Raw genomic sequence first — 16,945 nt, forward strand, 5'->3', positions numbered from 1 at the left:
CTATTCTACACTTTTATGAATTAATTCTAATATGGTAATTTCACTTGGTGCTTTATACCTCATATCTATTCCCCAAGTACCAAGCCCAGAATTTACATAGATTGCAGTATCTTTTACATAATGAAGACCAGATAAAAAAGGTTGAACTATTTTTACTAAATAATGAAAAGGAAAAATTTGACCTCCATGGGTATGTCCACATAAAAAAAGGTTAGAATTTAAAGCTAATTTATAATCCTTTGGTTGGTGGGAGATAAATATAGTAGGTTCACTTTCTTTTATACTTGCTAATATTTTTTTTTCATCTCTTTTAATTCCAAAAAACTTAGAAAATCTATCAGAAAGTCCAACTAATTTTATGATTTCATTTTTATATTCAATTTTTTTTATTTCATTATCCATAAAAATAAAGTTTGTTAACTCTTTTTTTAAATCATTTAATCCATAAACTAAATCGTGGTTCCCACTAATAAAATAAACATCACCTTTTAGGTTATTTAAAATTGCAAGTTTTTCTTTTATATTTTTAACTTTACAATCAATAATATCACCAGTAATAACTGTAAAATCATAATCTAGTGAATTGCAATAAAAAACTAATTCATGTAGAATCTCATCTGGAAAATTCTTATTTATATGCAAATCACTCAAGTGAAGTAGTTTCAAATGATTTAACTTTTCATTTGAAACTTTTACCTCTAAAGTTCTAGCTTTTGGTAGACTTCTTTTACTCATGATTAAAGATTCCTTATTTTAGATTATTTCAATTCTAAATTATAAGTAATATCGATTTGATCTCTAACTGTTAAAAAAAACATTGTTGGTGGTTTCATTCCATATTCACTTAATAAAATAGAAAAGCCACCATCAAGTTTTAAAGCACCATTTTCTTCAATAATCATACTTGTTGTTGATATCTTGTTTTCAATACCATTTAAAGTTAATGTTCCATTAATTAGATATTTGTCTTCTACTTGCAAAACATGGTTTATATTGAATGAAATGGTTTTATATTTTGTTGCATTTAATAATTCATACATATTTAAATCTCTATCTTTTTTACTACTAATTAATGAAAGAGTATCAAAATAGATTTTTCCTTTTAATGATGTTATTGCATCACCAATTGATAATTCTCCTTTAACTTCATTTGTTGTTGGATTAATTTCACTATCACCAAAAACCTCTGTGTGAGCTTGGATACTCCCACTTGACACACCTAAACTACTTGCACTTGCAAATAGACCTAAACAAATTAATACTAATACCTTAAACATAATTAACCTCCTTGTTATTTGGTATAAACTGATTTGACATAATTTTTAGTAAGGTTATTAATAAAATTACTGGTACAAATAAAATTAGGTTTTCTAATGCTACAAAAAGCCCAGCCCCTGAAGCAATCCAACCTATAAAAATCATATATATTGATATTGTTTTAAAATCTTTTTTTATAATTGTTTGTAGAATAATTACGTTGTAATATGAGATTACAAATGGATAAATAAGTGATAAAATAAATCCTTCTCTTAAAAAATAGAATAGATATGAAAGTGCAAAAAGTATTATAATAAATAGTTCTTTTTGATTCTTTTCTAATTTTAAAGTAAGAGCAGCAACAACTCCCACTATATGAAATAGTGCAATCTCTAAACTATATCCATCTCTCCAAATTGAGATTGTAATATCACGTGAAAGAGATTCAAAAAGTGCAGAATCTAAGAATATCCATAAAACCATTGCATATAAAGAGAAGCTTTCACTATAGTCTCTTTCTAACTCTTTATTTGGTAAAAATCTTGAAGAGATAAGTGTAATTATTGTTAAAATTATTGCAATAATATCCCTTAATTCTACATCATAGTTAAACATCATTGTTCCAGTCACATATGAAATACATAAGGCAAGTCCAAGTTGAATAAAATCAGCTTTTTTAATCTCATTTATAATTAGTGGTGCTAAAGCCCCAACTGTTAATCCTAAAATAAATAGAGTTATAAAGTTAAAGTTTGGATAGATAAAACTCATAATTAGTTGAATTACTAATAGTATTGATATTTTATTTTTGTTCTCTATTTTTAAATAAGGAATTAAAAATGAACCTATAATTCCACCAATTGGAAGAGGTGCAATTACAAAAATATTTGAAGAAAAGTATTCAACAATTCCAGTTTGAGCAATAAGTAAGTAGTAGCAAAGCTCAGTTGCTATAAATAGTACTAAAATTAATCTTTGCATAATAGCTCCTTTTTATAAAAAAAGATTAAATAAATAAACACATATGTTAAATCAAATAGTGAGATTAAAAGTGCTTCAATTCCAAGTTTATCACTTGCATATAGTGCAAAAAACATTGAACTTGCAAATACTCTAATAATCACTGTAAGAAGTGTAAAATTTGGATTTTTAAGAGCCATATAGTGAATAACTCCAGTCATGCTTACAAAAGTAAAAACAACATATTCATAAACACCATTGAAACTAAAACCTAAAAGTGGATAGCTAAAACTTGCAAATAGTATTAAAAAAATTCCACCAAATCCATCAGCATAAACTCCTGCTAAATTATAAAGTTCAAGTTTAGAATAGCTTGTTCTAATTTTGATAAATGCAAAGATAAAACTAAATGCAATAAGACCAAAAAGTGATCTTAATATCCATAATTTATCAGTGGGAATATTGCTAAATCCAGCTTGAGTAAATCCAGAAATTGATAAAACTGTAAATATCCCTAAAATTCCAACTAAATATAGTTTTAGAAAAATCTCTTTGTGTAATTCTTTTATTTGATTTATAAACATAGAAATTACCATAAAGAAAACTCCAATACCCATTGCAACGTGAGCATGAGCAACTATTAAATCATTTCTATGAAATAACCATCTAATTTCTGGAATAAACAGAATATTTCCTTCAATATCAACAAATAAAAAAGCTAAAATTGAGATTAGTAAAGCTCTTTTTGCATGAACTTTTATATTTGAATCTTTATACCATCTGTAAAGAAGTGGAACATATAATAAAGTTAAATATTGGGCAAACCACTCTTGATTGTAAGTTAAGGCTTCAAAGAAAATTCTATATAAAACTGTTCCAAAATAAAACACAGTTGGAATAATCCATAAAATATTCCAACGTGCAGCAAATTCACCCTCATTAAGTAGTTTTATAATTAGATAATAAATAGGAATTAAAGCTAAACTCATTCCAAGCGTATTATCTCCATGTGGACCAGTTACCGTACTTTCAACTTGTCCAATGATTGGATTCATAAGTATTAGTAAAGTAATAGGTGCGATAATAACAACTCTTAAACATACTTTTATCCATAAAGGTAATACTTTGTAAAGTCTAATAAATTTATATAAGGCAATAATATAAAAAACACCAGCAAATGCAAGTAAAAAATTTAACTCATAAGCAAAATCATAAAATGCTAAACCTCTATTTTTACCAAGAAGAAGTGAAATAACCATAAATACTAAAAAGATATACCAAATAATAGTATATAAATCTAAGTATCTAAGACCATCTTCAGATGTTCCAACTTCTTTATTTATTAGTAAAAAAGGTAAATATGAAAGCATTAAAGGTACAAATCCATAAAGCATTAAACTAATATGAATTGATCTCATGTTTACTGGACTTAAAGTTTCAGAATTAATATTTAAGCCAAGTAAATTTAATGAATATATAATTCCAAATAAAAGTCCAAGTGCAAAAAATACAATAGAGATTTTAAAATGTTTATTTATTAATTTTTCCATCTTTTACCTCATAAATTTTATTAGCAATTTGTGCTAAATTTTTATCGTGAGTTGCTACTATAATAGTTGTTCCTTTTTTTGATAAATCTTTAAACATTTCAAAAACTTTTTGTGAGTTTTGTGAGTCTAAATTTCCTGTTGGTTCATCTGCAAAGATTACTTTTGGATTGTTAATAAGTGCTCGTGCAATAGAAGCTCTTTGTCGCTGACCTCCTGAAATCTCAGTTGGATATTTATTTTTTAAATCATTAATTCCTAAACTATTTAAAAAAGTAGAAATGTCATCATCACTTGCTTTTTCATTTGCTAATTTGATATTTTCTTTAATTGTTAAATAGTTAATTAAATAGTGAAATTGGAAAATAAAACCAATATTCTCTTTTCTAAAGCTATCAATATTTTTGATATTTTTATAGTTCGTTTCTTCATAGAAAATATCTCCACTTGTAGGTTTAAGTAGTGTTGAAAGATTTGACAAAAGTGTTGATTTTCCGCTACCACTTTCACCAATTAAACATACAAATTCACCTTTGTTTATTTCTAAATTGATATTTTCTAAGGCTTTATCTTTATTGTAGTAATGAGTTAAATTAATTGCTTTTATCATATTTTATTTCCTTGAATTAACTCAACCGGGTCAGTTTTAGCTGCATTTAGTGCAGGTATTATTGAGCCTATAATTGCCATCAAAACTGATGTTATAAAAATATATATTGCAAGAGTTGATGAAATCTCTCCATTTACATAACCTTGTAAGCTTTGAACATTTTTTATAAAATAAAGTGCTAAGTTTGAAATAGCAAGTGCTGCAATAAAGCTAATTACACCTAATATAAAACTCTCGTACATAATTGATAAAACTATTTTTGATGTTGGAATTCCAATAGCCCTTTTTATCCCAAATTCTGCTCTTCTTTGATTTATTGTTATGCTCATTAAACTAATAATTCCAAGTAATCCCATACAAAATGCAATTGCTGAAATAACATTTGATGAGGTTTTAATGATTTTAAATTGATTATAGTTATCTACAAAATTTTGTGTTGATTTTGCTTCTATATCATTATGTAGTTTTTTTATTTCATTATTTATTTTGTCTGTGTTTGCTTCAAGTTTTGTATTAACCATAATCATTGAAGCAGATTTATTAAATATTTTTCCAGCATCATTAATATTTAAAACAACTCCACCATTTTCAAAACCAATTTCACTTTTAAAAACTCCAGAGATTTTAAATGTTTTGTTTGCTATTTGGATTTGTTCTTTATTTTGTAGTTGCTCAAAAATTGATTGTCCAACAATTACTTCATCGTTTGATGGATAATTTCCTTTATCAATTTTGTAGTTTTTAAATCTATTTTGAGTAACTCCATAAATAGCTACTATTGGAAGTTTTTCAACTGGACTTGCACCAACAATTAAAGCTGATGATTCTTTTACTCCAGTAATTGTATTGATTTTTTCAATTAGATTTATATCAACGTTTGAAAAAAATGTATCAGAGATTTTTGCTTGAGTAACTATAATATCTCCATCACTTTTTAACATTGATGAATACATAGTTATAATTCCATTAGAAATAGAACTGATTAAAAAGATTGATATGATAGAAAAAATCAGACTTGCAAAAATAAGTGTAGTTTTTAGTTTATTTGCTGCAAGTGCTTTAAAAGCATATAAAATCAAAGTTTTCCTTTTTTATTTTTTGCAAGTTTAGTTTGTCAATATGAAGCTAATATGAATAAAATATTAATTTTTGTTCATATTTCTTAATAAGTATGTAACTATCATTTGTTACAATTGCAAAAAACAAAAAAGTGAAGATATGAAAGAAAGATTAAAAGAGATTATAAAAGAAGCAGGAAAAATACTTCATGAAGGTTACTACTCAAACAAAGATGTGACATTTAAAGCAAAAAAAGATTTAGTTACAAAATATGATGTTGGTGTTGAGAACTTTTTAAAAGAAAAATTTTCAGAAGAGTTTACTGATTTTAATATTATTGCAGAAGAGTCTGATAACTCAAATATTGAATTTAAAGACTCAATTATAATAGACCCAATTGATGGAACTACAAATTTTGTAAATGGTGTTCCTCATACAGCTATTTCAGTTGGAGTTTATAAAGATAAAAAACCATTTATTGGAATAGTTTATAATCCAATTTTAGATGAAATGTATGAAGCTCAAATTGGCCAGGGTGCATATTTAAATGGAAAACAAATAAAAGTATCAGATGAAAATGATTTTCAAAAAGCACTAATGGCTACAGGATTCCCATATTCAAGTGGGACAAATAGTGATGATTTAAATGATGTAATCGAAAAAATAAAAACAATCCTTCCAAAATGTCAAGATATAAGAAGATTAGGAAGTGCAGCAATTGATTTATGTATGGTAGCACGTGGTACTTATGAAGGTTATTATGAAATGAACCTAAAAGCTTGGGATGTTAGTGCTGGAATAATAATTTTAAATGAAGCTGGTGGAAAAGTTTCAACACTAAATGGAAGTGATTATAGACTATTTGAAGATAAGTATATTGTTGCTACAAATGGTTATATTCATAATTCGTTATTAGAGTTAATTAAATAAGAAAAATAATAAAAAAGCAACTATTTAGAAATAATTAAATATAATTATCACTATTTAAACGCTAGAATAAGGGATTTATATGTGTGGAATTGTTGGTTATATTGGTAAGCAAAACACTACAAAAATATTATTAGATGGACTAAAAGAGCTTGAATATAGAGGTTATGATAGTGCTGGAATCGCAGTATTAAAAGATGAAAAAATTGATGTATTTAAAGCTTTAGGAAAATTAGTAAATCTAGAAGAAAAAGTAAATGCAACAGTATCAAAAAATGACTATGAAATTGGTATTGGTCATACAAGATGGGCAACACATGGTAAACCAACAGAATTAAACGCACACCCACATTTAGGTGAGTACTCTTATGTAGTTCATAATGGAATTATTGAAAATTATAAAGAATTAAAAGATGATTTAAGTTCAAAAGGACATAAATTTGTATCTCAAACAGATACAGAAGTTATAGTTCACTTATTTGAGAATTTTTACAACCAACTTAATGATACAACAGCAGCTTTCAAAAAAACAATAGAAAGCTTAGAGGGTGCATTTTCAATTTTATTAATTACAAAAGCAGATCCAACAAAAGTATTTTTCTTTAAACATGGAAGTCCTTTAATTGTAGCAAAAGGAAAAGAAGAGAATGAAGTATTATTTGCTTCATCAGATGCGCCCCTTATTGGATTATCTAATGATGTGGTTTATCTTGAAGATGGTGTTGGCGGAATTGCAAGTTCTAATTCAATTGAATTTTTTAGTGATGATTATTCTTGGTCAACACTACCTAGTTCAAAACAGTTTGCTCAAAAAGATGGATTTAGATTCTTTATGGAAAAAGAGATTTATGAGCAAAGTACAGTTGTAAGTGATTGTATGCTTGGAAGAATTGCTGATAAGAGTATCTCTTTTGATGAAATTGATTCTTCAATTATTGAAGGAATTAATGAAATTAAAATTTGTGCTTGTGGTACATCGTATCATGCAGGACTTACTGCTTCATACCTTTTTGAAAGGCTTTCAAAAGTTAAGTGTAATGTAGAAATTGCAAGTGAGTTTAGATATAAAGAACCACTTCTTACTACTGATACTTTATTTGTAGTTATAAGTCAAAGTGGGGAAACAGCAGATACTTTAGAGGCCCTTAAAATGGCAAAAGATGCAGGCCTTAAGACATTAGTTGTTTGTAATGTTGATAACTCATCTATGACTAGAACTGCTGATGCTACAATTTTAACAAGAGCAGGTATTGAAAAAGGTGTTGCTTCAACAAAAGCATTCTCAACTCAAACTGTTGTACTTTGGATGTTAGCACTTTATTTTGCAAAGGCTAAAAATGTAATATCATCAGAAAAGATGCAAGAAGAGTTACATGCATTAAGAGAAGTACCTAAATCACTTGTTGTAAATGATAAAATTCATGAAAAAACTAGAAGATTATCAAAAAGATATCTTCATGGACATGGTTTCTTTTTTATAGGAAGAGATGTATTCTTCCCACTTGCTTTAGAGGGTGCTTTAAAATTAAAAGAGATCTCATATTTACATGCTGAAGGATATCCAGCAGGTGAGATGAAACATGGACCAATAGCACTTGCAGACCCAGAGTTATTTACAATTGCACTTATGCCTCAAAATTTATTATATGACAAAATTAAATCAAATGTAGAAGAATTAAGTGCTAGAGATAGTACTATTTGTGCAATTTCACCACTTGATTTTGAATTAGCTGATGATTTTATAAAAACAGCAAAAACTGACCACTACATGTTAGAATTTTTTGAAATGCTAGTAGCACTTCAACTTCTTTCAATGGAAATTTCTATTAGACTTGGTAATGATGTTGATATGCCAAGAAATCTTGCAAAATCAGTAACAGTAGAGTAAGCACTCTACTTTTACAAACTTAAAAGAAAAACTTAGATAAAATGTAGCACTTTTTTACAAATTTTGTAATTAAGAGAATTCAAACTTTTATTTTTTATAAATTTTTTAACTTTTATATAGTTGGAAAACAAAAATGGAAAACGAAGGAATGGAAAACAACGGAAAGTTTAAAAGCTTTTCTGGAAAACAAAAGGATGGAAAACAAAAATGGAAAACAAAACTCAATACTTATTTACAAGTGAAGTAGTAAGCCCAGGACACCCTGATAAATGTGCAGATATTATTGCTGACTCAATTGTAGATAGATTAATTATTGAAGACAAAGACTCAAGAGTTGCTTCTGAAGTTTTTGTTGCAGGAAAACATATTGTTATTGGTGGTGAAGTTAAGTCAAAATGTCAACTTAGTCACGAAGAGTATGAGCATATAGTTAGAGATGCTCTAATTAAAATTGGTTATGATGGAAAATCTGCTTTTACAAAAGAGCAGTGTTTATATCCTGATGAAGCAGATATTCAAGTTTTATTAAATCAACAATCACCTGATATTTCTCAAGGTGTTGATCAAGAAACTGGAGAAATTGGTGCTGGAGATCAAGGTATTATGTTTGGATTTGCTTCAGATGAAGCAGCTGAGTATATGCCAGCAGCTATTACATATGCTAGAATGTTAGCTGATAAAGTTTACAATTATGCATTAACTCACAAAGATACTTTAGGGGTTGATATTAAAACTCAAGTTACTATTGATTATGTAACAAAAGAGAATTTTGAAAATTGTAAACCTCAAAAAATTCATACAATTGTTGTAAGTGCACCTTCAAAAGAGGGTATGCCAATTGAAGAAGTTAGAGCTTTAATTCAAACATTAATTGATGATGCAGGATTACCTACAGATTTATATGATAAAAATGATACAATCATTCATATCAATCCAACTGGTAAATATGTAAATCACTCATCATTATTTGATAGTGGTTTAACAGGTAGAAAACTTATTGTTGATTCTTTTGGTGGGTATGCACCTATTGGTGGTGGAGCTCAAAGTTCAAAAGACTATACAAAAGTTGATAGAAGTGGATTATATGCTGCACGTTGGATTGCAAAACATATTGTTGCAGCAGGTCTTGCAAAAAAAGCAATTGTTCAAATTTCATATGCAATTGGTGTAGCTAAGCCAACTTCAGTTGCTGTTGATACAATGGGAACATATACAAAATTTGATGATGACAAATTATCTTCTTTTGTAATGAGAACTTTCCCATTAACACCAAGATGGATAACTGAAAAGTTTAATTTAGATAAACCAAGTAAGGAAACTTTCCTTTATGCAGATGTAGCTGCACGAGGTCAAGTAGGTCAGCCTGATTACCCTTGGGAAAAATTAGACGAATTAGAAAAATTTGAGAATATTTAATAAGATTAAAGGATTAAAATGGATTTAAAAAACCTATTTAGCAAAATCTCTTTTGATAGTAGTTCAAAAGAGCAACCAACAAAAAAAGATGCACCTACACACTGGATTAAATGTCCTGAGTGTAGTTCATTAATGTTTTTTAAAGAGGTTGAAGCTCAAAATAATATTTGTCCAAAATGTAATTTTCATATGAGAATTGGGGCAAAAAGAAGAATTGAAATTATCACTGATGAGGGTAGTTTTGTTGAATATGATGCAGATTTAAAACCAAATGATCCTTTAAAATTTGTTGATAAAATGTCTTATAAGAAAAGAGTTCAAGAAGCAGAAAAGAAAACAGGAAGAACATCTTCTGTTGTAAGTGGTGAAGCTACAATTGATGGAATGGGAGTTCAGTTAGCTGTTTTTGATTTCTCTTTTATGGGTGGATCTTTAGGTTCTGTTGAGGGTGAAAAAATAGTTAGAGCAGTTAATAGAGCAATTGAAAAACACCAAGGTTTAATTATAGTTTCTGCTTCAGGAGGAGCTAGAATGCAAGAATCAACATTTGCATTAATGCAAATGGCTAAAACTTCTGCAGCACTTAAAAGACTTGATCATGCAAAATTACCTTATATCTCTGTTTTAACAGACCCAACGATGGGAGGAGTTTCTGCTTCATTTGCTTTTTTAGGTGATATTATTATGGCAGAACCAGGTGCATTAATTGGATTTGCAGGTCAAAGAGTTATTAAACAAACTATTGGTGCAGATTTACCTGAAGGATTCCAAAGAGCAGAATTCTTACTTGAAAAGGGTTCTATTGATATGGTTGTTAATAGAAGTAATATGAAAAAGACAATCTCAGATTTATTAAAAATGTTCTCAAAAGAGAAAGTAGCTAACTAAAAAACATGCAAACAAACTTAGAAAAGGCTTTAGGCTTTGAGCTTAAAGCCTTTAATTATTTATATGTTTTATGTGATTATGAAACACTATTAAAAAAATCAATAACTTTAGAAAAATTTGTTCAATTGTGTCATGAAAAAGATGTAAAAATTGTTCAATATAGAGATAAAATATCAACTATAGAAGAGCAAAAAAATAATCTTTTATATTTAAAAGAGAAGTTAAATATACCAATTATTATAAATGATAAAATTGAATTAATAGAGTTTGCAGATGGCTTACATTTAGGTCAAGAAGATTTTGAAAAAGTTCACAAAGATAAAAAATTAGCTATGAAATTAATTAGAATGAAATTAAAAAATAAACTTTTAGGTCTCTCAACTCATAATGAAAAAGAGATATTAGAAGCGAATACTTTAGATTTAGATATGATAGGCCTTGGGGCTTATAAAAACACTTCAACAAAAGATGTTTCTACTATTATTGGTGAAAAAATGCCTTATTTAGCAAAAATTTCAAAGCATCCAGTTTGTGCAATTGGTGGAGTTAAAATTGAAGACCTTATAAAGAATGTAAACTTTAATGTAGTTGGGAGTGCTTTTTATGACTAAAATAAATATTTATTCAATATTAAAACCATCTAAAGATGAATTTGATTCAATTATGAAAGAATTCATAAAAATGTCTTCTAAATATGCTAAAGTAGAGTTTCATTATGTATTTAATAAAACTATTTCTAAAGCACAAACAATTGGTGAAAAAGAGTCACAGTTAGCTTATAGTGAAGCCTATGAACCTTTACTAAAAGGTTATAATATAGCACTTGATGTTTTAGGTAAAAGAGTTGATACTTTTGCATTTTCAAAGCTAATAGAGGGTAGAAATGAAATAAATTATTTTATTGGTGGAGCTTTTGGCTTTGAAAGAGACTTTTTAAAGAAATGTGATAGTATAATATCTTTGAGTGATTTAACTATGGCTCACAAAGTCGCTAATGTAATGTTAGCAGAACAAATTTACAGAGCACTTAGTATACAAAATAATCATCCTTATCATAAATAATTTATTATATTTTTTGTATAATGTCAAAATTTTTTAATTAAGGGTGTAAAGTGGCAAATTCAAAGCAAATAGAAGAGTTAAAAGAGATTCTATTAGAAAGAAAAGAGTTAATTACAAGTAATATAGAGGGAAGCAGACAAAGTATTGATTCTTTAAAAAACTCTGAGTGTAATGATGAATATGATTATGCAGAGGTTTCAAGTGATAGTTTCAAAGAGGGAATTATTGCAAATCAACAAATTAAAGAGCTTGGTGAAATTGAAGATGCATTAAAGAGAATTCAAAAAGGTACTTATGGAATTTGTGAAATGTGCGATGAAACTATTGCAATTGGAAGACTTAGAGCTAAACCATTTGCTAAGTTTTGTACGCCATGTAGAGAGATTTATGAAGTAGAAAAATAGTATTAAAGAGAGGGTATTAGTATGGGTTTTAAAAAATATATTGTTTTTTCAATAATATTTATTGTAGCAATTTATGGTTATGCATTTAGTTTAGAGTTAGGTGATTATAAAATTACAGTATTAGATATTTCTGTAAACTTGCCAGTTGCTGTATGGTTAATAGTACCAATAGTTTTACTATTTCTCGCAACAATTGGACACATTCTTTTTTATGGTTTAATTAATATTTTTAAAACTAGAGCAATTAGAAAAGATCATGAAACAATGATTGATTTATTAAAAGCTAACTTACTTGGAAAAAACAGTAATAAAAAATTTAAAACTCAAGGTTTTAAGAGTTTATCAAAAATTCTTACACAATTTAACTTTACTGTTAAAGATGAAACATTTTCTTCAACAGATGAAGAATTAAATAAAATTGTAGCTTATGTGCAAGATATTAGAAATGGAAAATTTATCAGTGATAAATCATTTAAATTAAGTGAAACTTCAGAGCTAGCTAATTTAAACTTGTTAAATAAAATCAATGAACAAGTAGATTTTGCAGTTGAAGTTGTTAAAAAAAGTGAAAATTATCCAGTAAATGTAGTTAAACATGCCTTTGATAATGTTTTAACAAATAAAACAATGACAACAGTAAAAAAACTATATAAAAATATAAAACTTGATAAAGAGTTAGCAAAAAAACTATTTGAAAAAGATGCAGCAAATAATGAGTTTGGTTTTACAACAGAAGAGATTATCAAAATTGTAAAAGATTTAGATTATAAAAGTCAAGATTATATGATGCTAGCAAAGAATTATGAAACAATTTTACAACCAGATCAGATAATCGCATTATTTGAAAAACTTTCAAACGAACTTGAAACAGCGACTCCTGCTTACTTACATGTATTATGTGAATATGAAATGATTGAAAAAGTAAAAGAAATTGTATCTGCAACTTCTGATGATGAGTATACAGCATTTAAAGCATTACTTGATTTAAAAGATGCTGGAAAACAATATAATTTAGAATCGCTTTCATATAAATAATGGAAAAAAAGATAGACTTTAGCAAGCCATTAATTGTGCTTGCTCCACTAGCTGGATATACTGACTTACCCTTTAGATCTGTAGTAAAAAAATTTGGTGCAGATATTACAATCTCTGAAATGATATCTTCTAATGCGTTAGTTTATAAATCAAAAAAGACTTTGAAAATGATTGAGAAGTCACCTTCAGAAGATCCTTACATTGTACAAATTGCTGGTAATAAACCAGAGCTTGTACGAGATGCAGTAGAAATTTTAAATGATGTAGAAGGAATTGACGGAATTGATTTAAACTGTGGATGTCCTGCTCCAAAAGTTTTCTCTCATGGAAGTGGTTCAAATTTATTAGGTGATTTAAAAAAACTTGAAGATATACTTTCAACAGTTAAAAAATATTCAAAAAAACAATATACAACTGCAAAAGTGAGAATTGGTGTTAATGAAAAAATTCCAGTTGATATTGCAAAAGCAGTTGAAGCTTGTGGTGTTGATTATGTTGCTGTTCATGGAAGAACAAGAGCTGGAAAATATAAAGCTCCAGTTGATTATGATGCAATTAAAGCTATGAAAGAAGCGGTTTCAATCCCTGTTATTGCGAATGGCGATATTAAAGATTATGAGAAAGCAAAAGAGGTATTGAAATACACTAATGCTGATGGAGTAATGATTGGTCGAGGTGCTATTGGGAAACCTTGGGTGTTTTATCAATTAAAGCATGGAGTTGAAGATATAACTAATGAAAAGAAAAAAGAGATTATATTAGAACATTATGATGCAGTGTTAGATTTTCATGGTGAACATGGTGTTGTAATGTTTAGAAAACTACTTCACTCTTATTCAAAAGGCTACACAGGAGCTAATGAATTTAGAGATATTATAAATAGAATTTCAGATCCTCATGTAATGAGAGATATGATTGAAAACTTCTTTTAATCTACATTTAATTATATTCAAAAGATATTTAGATAAAATATTGCACTTTATATAATTTTCATTAATTATTATTTTTAAATATAAAGGAATTATTTGTCTGAATATTATTTTGAATTGATAATAAAACCTCAATCAAATCAGGAACTTTTTTTAGAACTTTTAAGTGCTATCTCTACTGAAGCAATTGAAGAAAGAGAAGATTGTTTAATTGCTAGAAGTGAAGAAGACTTAAGCGATGTGAAAGATGGTATTGAAAAATTTGCACAGGCTTTAGATACCCCTTGTGAAATTACATTAGAAAAAAAAGAGAATATTGATTGGATTAAACAATATCAAGATTCAGTGAAAGCTGTTGAAATTGGTAATTTTTACATCAGACCATCATGGGAAGAGAAAATTGATGGAAAGATTGATATTATAATTGATCCTGCTTTATCTTTTGGTTCAGGGCATCATGAAACTACATCTTCTTGTGTTTATGCAATTGATAAATATGTAGATACTAAATCAACAGTTATTGATGTTGGTTGTGGAAGTGGAATACTTTCAATTGCTGCAGCTAAAAAAGAGTGTATAGTTGATGTTTGTGATACAGATGAAGTTTGTATCAAAGATTCTCTTTCAAATGCTACTTTAAATTCAATAGAGTTTAATAATTCATGGGTTGGATCTACAAATAAAAGCAATAAAAAATATGATGTTGTAATAGCAAATATTGTTGCAGATGTATTGATTATGATTCACAAAGATTTAAAAAAGTGTATGAATGATGATGGAATACTTATTATTTCGGGAATTTTAGACAAGCATGTAGATAGAGTATTAAAAAAATTTGAAGATTTAGAACAGATTGAATTAATTCATAAAAATGAATGGTACAGTGCTGTTTTCAAAAATAAATAAGGAGTTTTAGTTTATGGCTAAAAGACAAGATAACAATAATAATGGTGATAACAATAACTTTTTTAATAATAATCCATTATTAATTTTTGTAATTTTTTCAATAGTAACAATTTTTGTATTTAAAGCAATTTTCCCTGAAGAACAAATGGGGAATACTTCGAATCAAAATATAAGTGCATTTGGACAAACTACTAATAAAACAGTTGCATATTCAGACTTAAAGAAACTTATTTCGTCTGGTCAGATTCAATATGTTGGTATTGGAAATACTCAAATTAGGGCAGTTTCAAAAGGTGGAAACGGACAAGTTGTAACTTATACAGCTAGAAGAGTGATTCCTGATGAAACATTGATTCCTGAATTAGAAAAGAATGGTATCTCTTATGGTGGAGTAAATGAAGAAAATGTATTAGCTGATATTTTATTTGGTTGGGTTTTACCAATCTTTATTTTCTTTGCTATTTGGATGTTTATTGCAAAAAGAATGCAAAAATCTATGGGTGGTGGTTCAGGAGGAATTCTTGGAATTGGTAGTTCTAAGAAAATGATAAACTCTGAAAAACCAAAAGTAAAATTTGATGATATGGCTGGTAATAAAGAAGCTAAAGAAGAAGTTCAAGAAGTAGTTGACTTTTTATCAGACCCAGAAAGATACGTAAAACTTGGAGCTCAAATTCCAAAAGGTGTCTTATTAGTAGGACCTCCAGGAACTGGTAAAACATTACTTGCTAAAGCAGTTGCAGGTGAAGCTAATGTTGAGTTCTTATCTGTTTCTGGTTCAGCATTTATTGAAATGTTTGTTGGAGTTGGAGCTTCAAGAGTTAGAGATTTATTTGAACAAGCTAAAAAAGTAGCTCCTGCAATTATTTTCATTGATGAAATTGACGCTATTGGTAAAAGTAGAGCAAGTGGTGGACCAATGGGTGGTAATGATGAAAGAGAACAAACTTTAAATCAATTACTTGCTGAAATGGATGGATTCTCAACTGAAGCAGCACCAGTTATAGTTTTAGCAGCTACTAATAGACCTGAAGTTCTTGATCCAGCCTTACTGCGACCAGGAAGATTTGATAGACAAGTATTAGTTGATAAACCTGATTATGAAGGTAGAATCGAAATACTAAAAGTACATATAAAAGATGTAAAACTAGGGAAAGATGTTGATTTAAAAGAGATTGCTAAAATGACAGCAGGACTTGCGGGTGCAGATTTAGCAAATATTATTAATGAAGCAGCACTTCTAGCAGGACGTGCTTCAAAAGATCAAGTTGATCCAGAAGATTTCAAAGAAGCAGTTGAGAGACAAATTGCTGGTTTAGAGAAAAAATCAAGAAGAATTTCTCCAAAAGAGAGAGAAATTGTTGCTTACCATGAATCAGGACATGCTTTAATTGCTGAAGTTACTAAAGGTGCTAAAAAAGTAAATAAAGTATCAATCGTTCCAAGAGGACTTGCAGCACTTGGATATACATTAAATACTCCAGAAGAAAATAAATACTTAATGCAAAAGCATGAGTTAATTGCAGAAGTTGATGTTCTTTTAGGTGGACGAGCAGCTGAGCAAGTATTTATTGGTGAAATATCTACTGGTGCAGGAAATGATTTAGAGCGAGCAACTGATATTATTAAATCTATGGCATCTGTTTATGGTATGAGTGATATTGCAGGTCTTATGGTATTGGAAAAAAGAACAAACCAATTCTTAGGTGGACAATCTCAAAAGGATTTCTCTGATGAAATGGCAAAAAATCTTGATGAATATATTAAAAATGTATTAAATGAAAGATATGAAGCTGTAATTGAGACTTTAGAAAATAGTAAAGATGCAATTGAGCAAATGACTAAAGAATTACTTGAAATTGAAGTGATCTCAGGTGAAAGAGTAAGAGAGATAATTAAAGAAAACGGTGGTACTGTTTTTGAAGATGAAGACTTACATACAGAAGCTTTGAAAGAGGAGAAAGAAGAAGAGACTTCTTCTGAATCTTCAGATAAATAAAATTAGAAGACTATTTGTGGTCTTCTAATTACTCTTATTTTAGCTATAATTTAATAAA

17 protein-coding genes are annotated in these 16,945 nt (G+C 28.3%); 11 read left to right on the top strand and 6 right to left on the bottom strand.

Annotated elements, in window-relative coordinates; genetic code table 11:
* From APAC_RS02400 to APAC_RS02425, 6 genes are read right to left on the bottom strand one after another with little or no spacing between them, the layout of a single operon-like run.
* A complete protein-coding gene (locus APAC_RS02400; RefSeq protein WP_130232597.1) occupies positions 1 to 735 on the bottom strand; it encodes a metallophosphoesterase in 735 nt (244 codons plus the stop codon).
* A gap of 23 nt (positions 736 to 758) precedes the next feature.
* The gene (locus APAC_RS02405; protein ID WP_130232598.1) at positions 759 to 1,277 is read right to left on the bottom strand and encodes a YceI family protein; all 519 of its coding nucleotides are present in this window, start codon (positions 1,275 to 1,277) and stop codon (positions 759 to 761) included.
* Positions 1,270 to 2,238: a hypothetical protein gene (locus APAC_RS02410; RefSeq protein ID WP_130232599.1), complete on the bottom strand. Its 969-nt coding sequence runs from the start codon at positions 2,236 to 2,238 to the stop codon at positions 1,270 to 1,272. Before APAC_RS02410 ends, APAC_RS02405 begins: the two co-directional genes overlap by 8 nt.
* Entirely contained in the window at positions 2,226 to 3,767 is a 1,542-nt protein-coding gene (locus APAC_RS02415; RefSeq protein ID WP_130232600.1) for a heme-copper oxidase family protein, read from the bottom strand. The genes APAC_RS02410 and APAC_RS02415 overlap by 13 nt, the downstream gene beginning before the upstream one ends.
* Positions 3,748 to 4,374, bottom strand: a complete 627-nt coding sequence (locus APAC_RS02420; RefSeq protein ID WP_130232601.1) for an ABC transporter ATP-binding protein — start codon at positions 4,372 to 4,374, stop codon at positions 3,748 to 3,750. Before APAC_RS02420 ends, APAC_RS02415 begins: the two co-directional genes overlap by 20 nt.
* Positions 4,371 to 5,453 carry an ABC transporter permease gene (locus APAC_RS02425; RefSeq protein WP_130232602.1) on the bottom strand — a complete coding sequence of 361 codons (1,083 nt, stop codon included), beginning with the start codon at positions 5,451 to 5,453 and terminating at the stop codon, positions 4,371 to 4,373. The genes APAC_RS02420 and APAC_RS02425 overlap by 4 nt, the downstream gene beginning before the upstream one ends.
* Positions 5,454 to 5,592: 139 nt before the next feature.
* On the opposite strand from APAC_RS02425, the gene APAC_RS02430 reads away from it, so the two are divergent.
* From APAC_RS02430 to ftsH, 11 genes are all read left to right on the top strand, one after another.
* Positions 5,593 to 6,363 carry an inositol monophosphatase family protein gene (locus APAC_RS02430; protein ID WP_130232603.1) on the top strand — a complete coding sequence of 257 codons (771 nt, stop codon included), beginning with the start codon at positions 5,593 to 5,595 and terminating at the stop codon, positions 6,361 to 6,363.
* Between the two features lie 79 nt (positions 6,364 to 6,442).
* On the top strand, positions 6,443 to 8,248 hold the full coding sequence (gene glmS, locus APAC_RS02435) for a glutamine--fructose-6-phosphate transaminase (isomerizing) (protein ID WP_130232604.1): 1,806 nt from the start codon (positions 6,443 to 6,445) through the stop codon (positions 8,246 to 8,248).
* 207 nt (positions 8,249 to 8,455) lie between these two features.
* A complete protein-coding gene (metK, locus tag APAC_RS02440; RefSeq protein WP_130232605.1) occupies positions 8,456 to 9,664 on the top strand; it encodes a methionine adenosyltransferase in 1,209 nt (402 codons plus the stop codon).
* 18 nt (positions 9,665 to 9,682) lie between these two features.
* Positions 9,683 to 10,552, top strand: a complete 870-nt coding sequence (gene accD, locus APAC_RS02445) for an acetyl-CoA carboxylase, carboxyltransferase subunit beta (protein WP_130232606.1) — start codon at positions 9,683 to 9,685, stop codon at positions 10,550 to 10,552.
* Positions 10,553 to 10,557: 5 nt separating this feature from the next.
* The gene (locus APAC_RS02450) at positions 10,558 to 11,163 is read left to right on the top strand and encodes a thiamine phosphate synthase (RefSeq protein ID WP_130232607.1); all 606 of its coding nucleotides are present in this window, start codon (positions 10,558 to 10,560) and stop codon (positions 11,161 to 11,163) included.
* Entirely contained in the window at positions 11,156 to 11,614 is a 459-nt protein-coding gene (locus APAC_RS02455) for a 23S rRNA (pseudouridine(1915)-N(3))-methyltransferase RlmH (protein WP_130232608.1), read from the top strand. The genes APAC_RS02450 and APAC_RS02455 overlap by 8 nt, the downstream gene beginning before the upstream one ends.
* Positions 11,615 to 11,664: 50 nt before the next feature.
* Positions 11,665 to 12,018, top strand: a complete 354-nt coding sequence (gene dksA / locus APAC_RS02460) for an RNA polymerase-binding protein DksA (RefSeq protein WP_130232609.1) — start codon at positions 11,665 to 11,667, stop codon at positions 12,016 to 12,018.
* Positions 12,019 to 12,039: 21 nt separating this feature from the next.
* A complete protein-coding gene (locus APAC_RS02465; RefSeq protein ID WP_130232610.1) occupies positions 12,040 to 13,053 on the top strand; it encodes a hypothetical protein in 1,014 nt (337 codons plus the stop codon).
* On the top strand, positions 13,053 to 13,985 hold the full coding sequence (locus APAC_RS02470) for a tRNA dihydrouridine synthase (RefSeq protein WP_130232611.1): 933 nt from the start codon (positions 13,053 to 13,055) through the stop codon (positions 13,983 to 13,985). The genes APAC_RS02465 and APAC_RS02470 overlap by 1 nt, the downstream gene beginning before the upstream one ends.
* A gap of 93 nt (positions 13,986 to 14,078) precedes the next feature.
* Positions 14,079 to 14,888, top strand: a complete 810-nt coding sequence (locus APAC_RS02475; protein ID WP_130232612.1) for a 50S ribosomal protein L11 methyltransferase — start codon at positions 14,079 to 14,081, stop codon at positions 14,886 to 14,888.
* Between the two features lie 13 nt (positions 14,889 to 14,901).
* A complete protein-coding gene (ftsH, locus tag APAC_RS02480; RefSeq protein WP_130232613.1) occupies positions 14,902 to 16,887 on the top strand; it encodes an ATP-dependent zinc metalloprotease FtsH in 1,986 nt (661 codons plus the stop codon).
* Positions 16,888 to 16,945 lie beyond the last annotated feature (58 nt).

Source organism: Malaciobacter pacificus (genome assembly GCF_004214795.1).
Lineage (GTDB): Bacteria > Campylobacterota > Campylobacteria > Campylobacterales > Arcobacteraceae > Malaciobacter_A > Malaciobacter_A pacificus.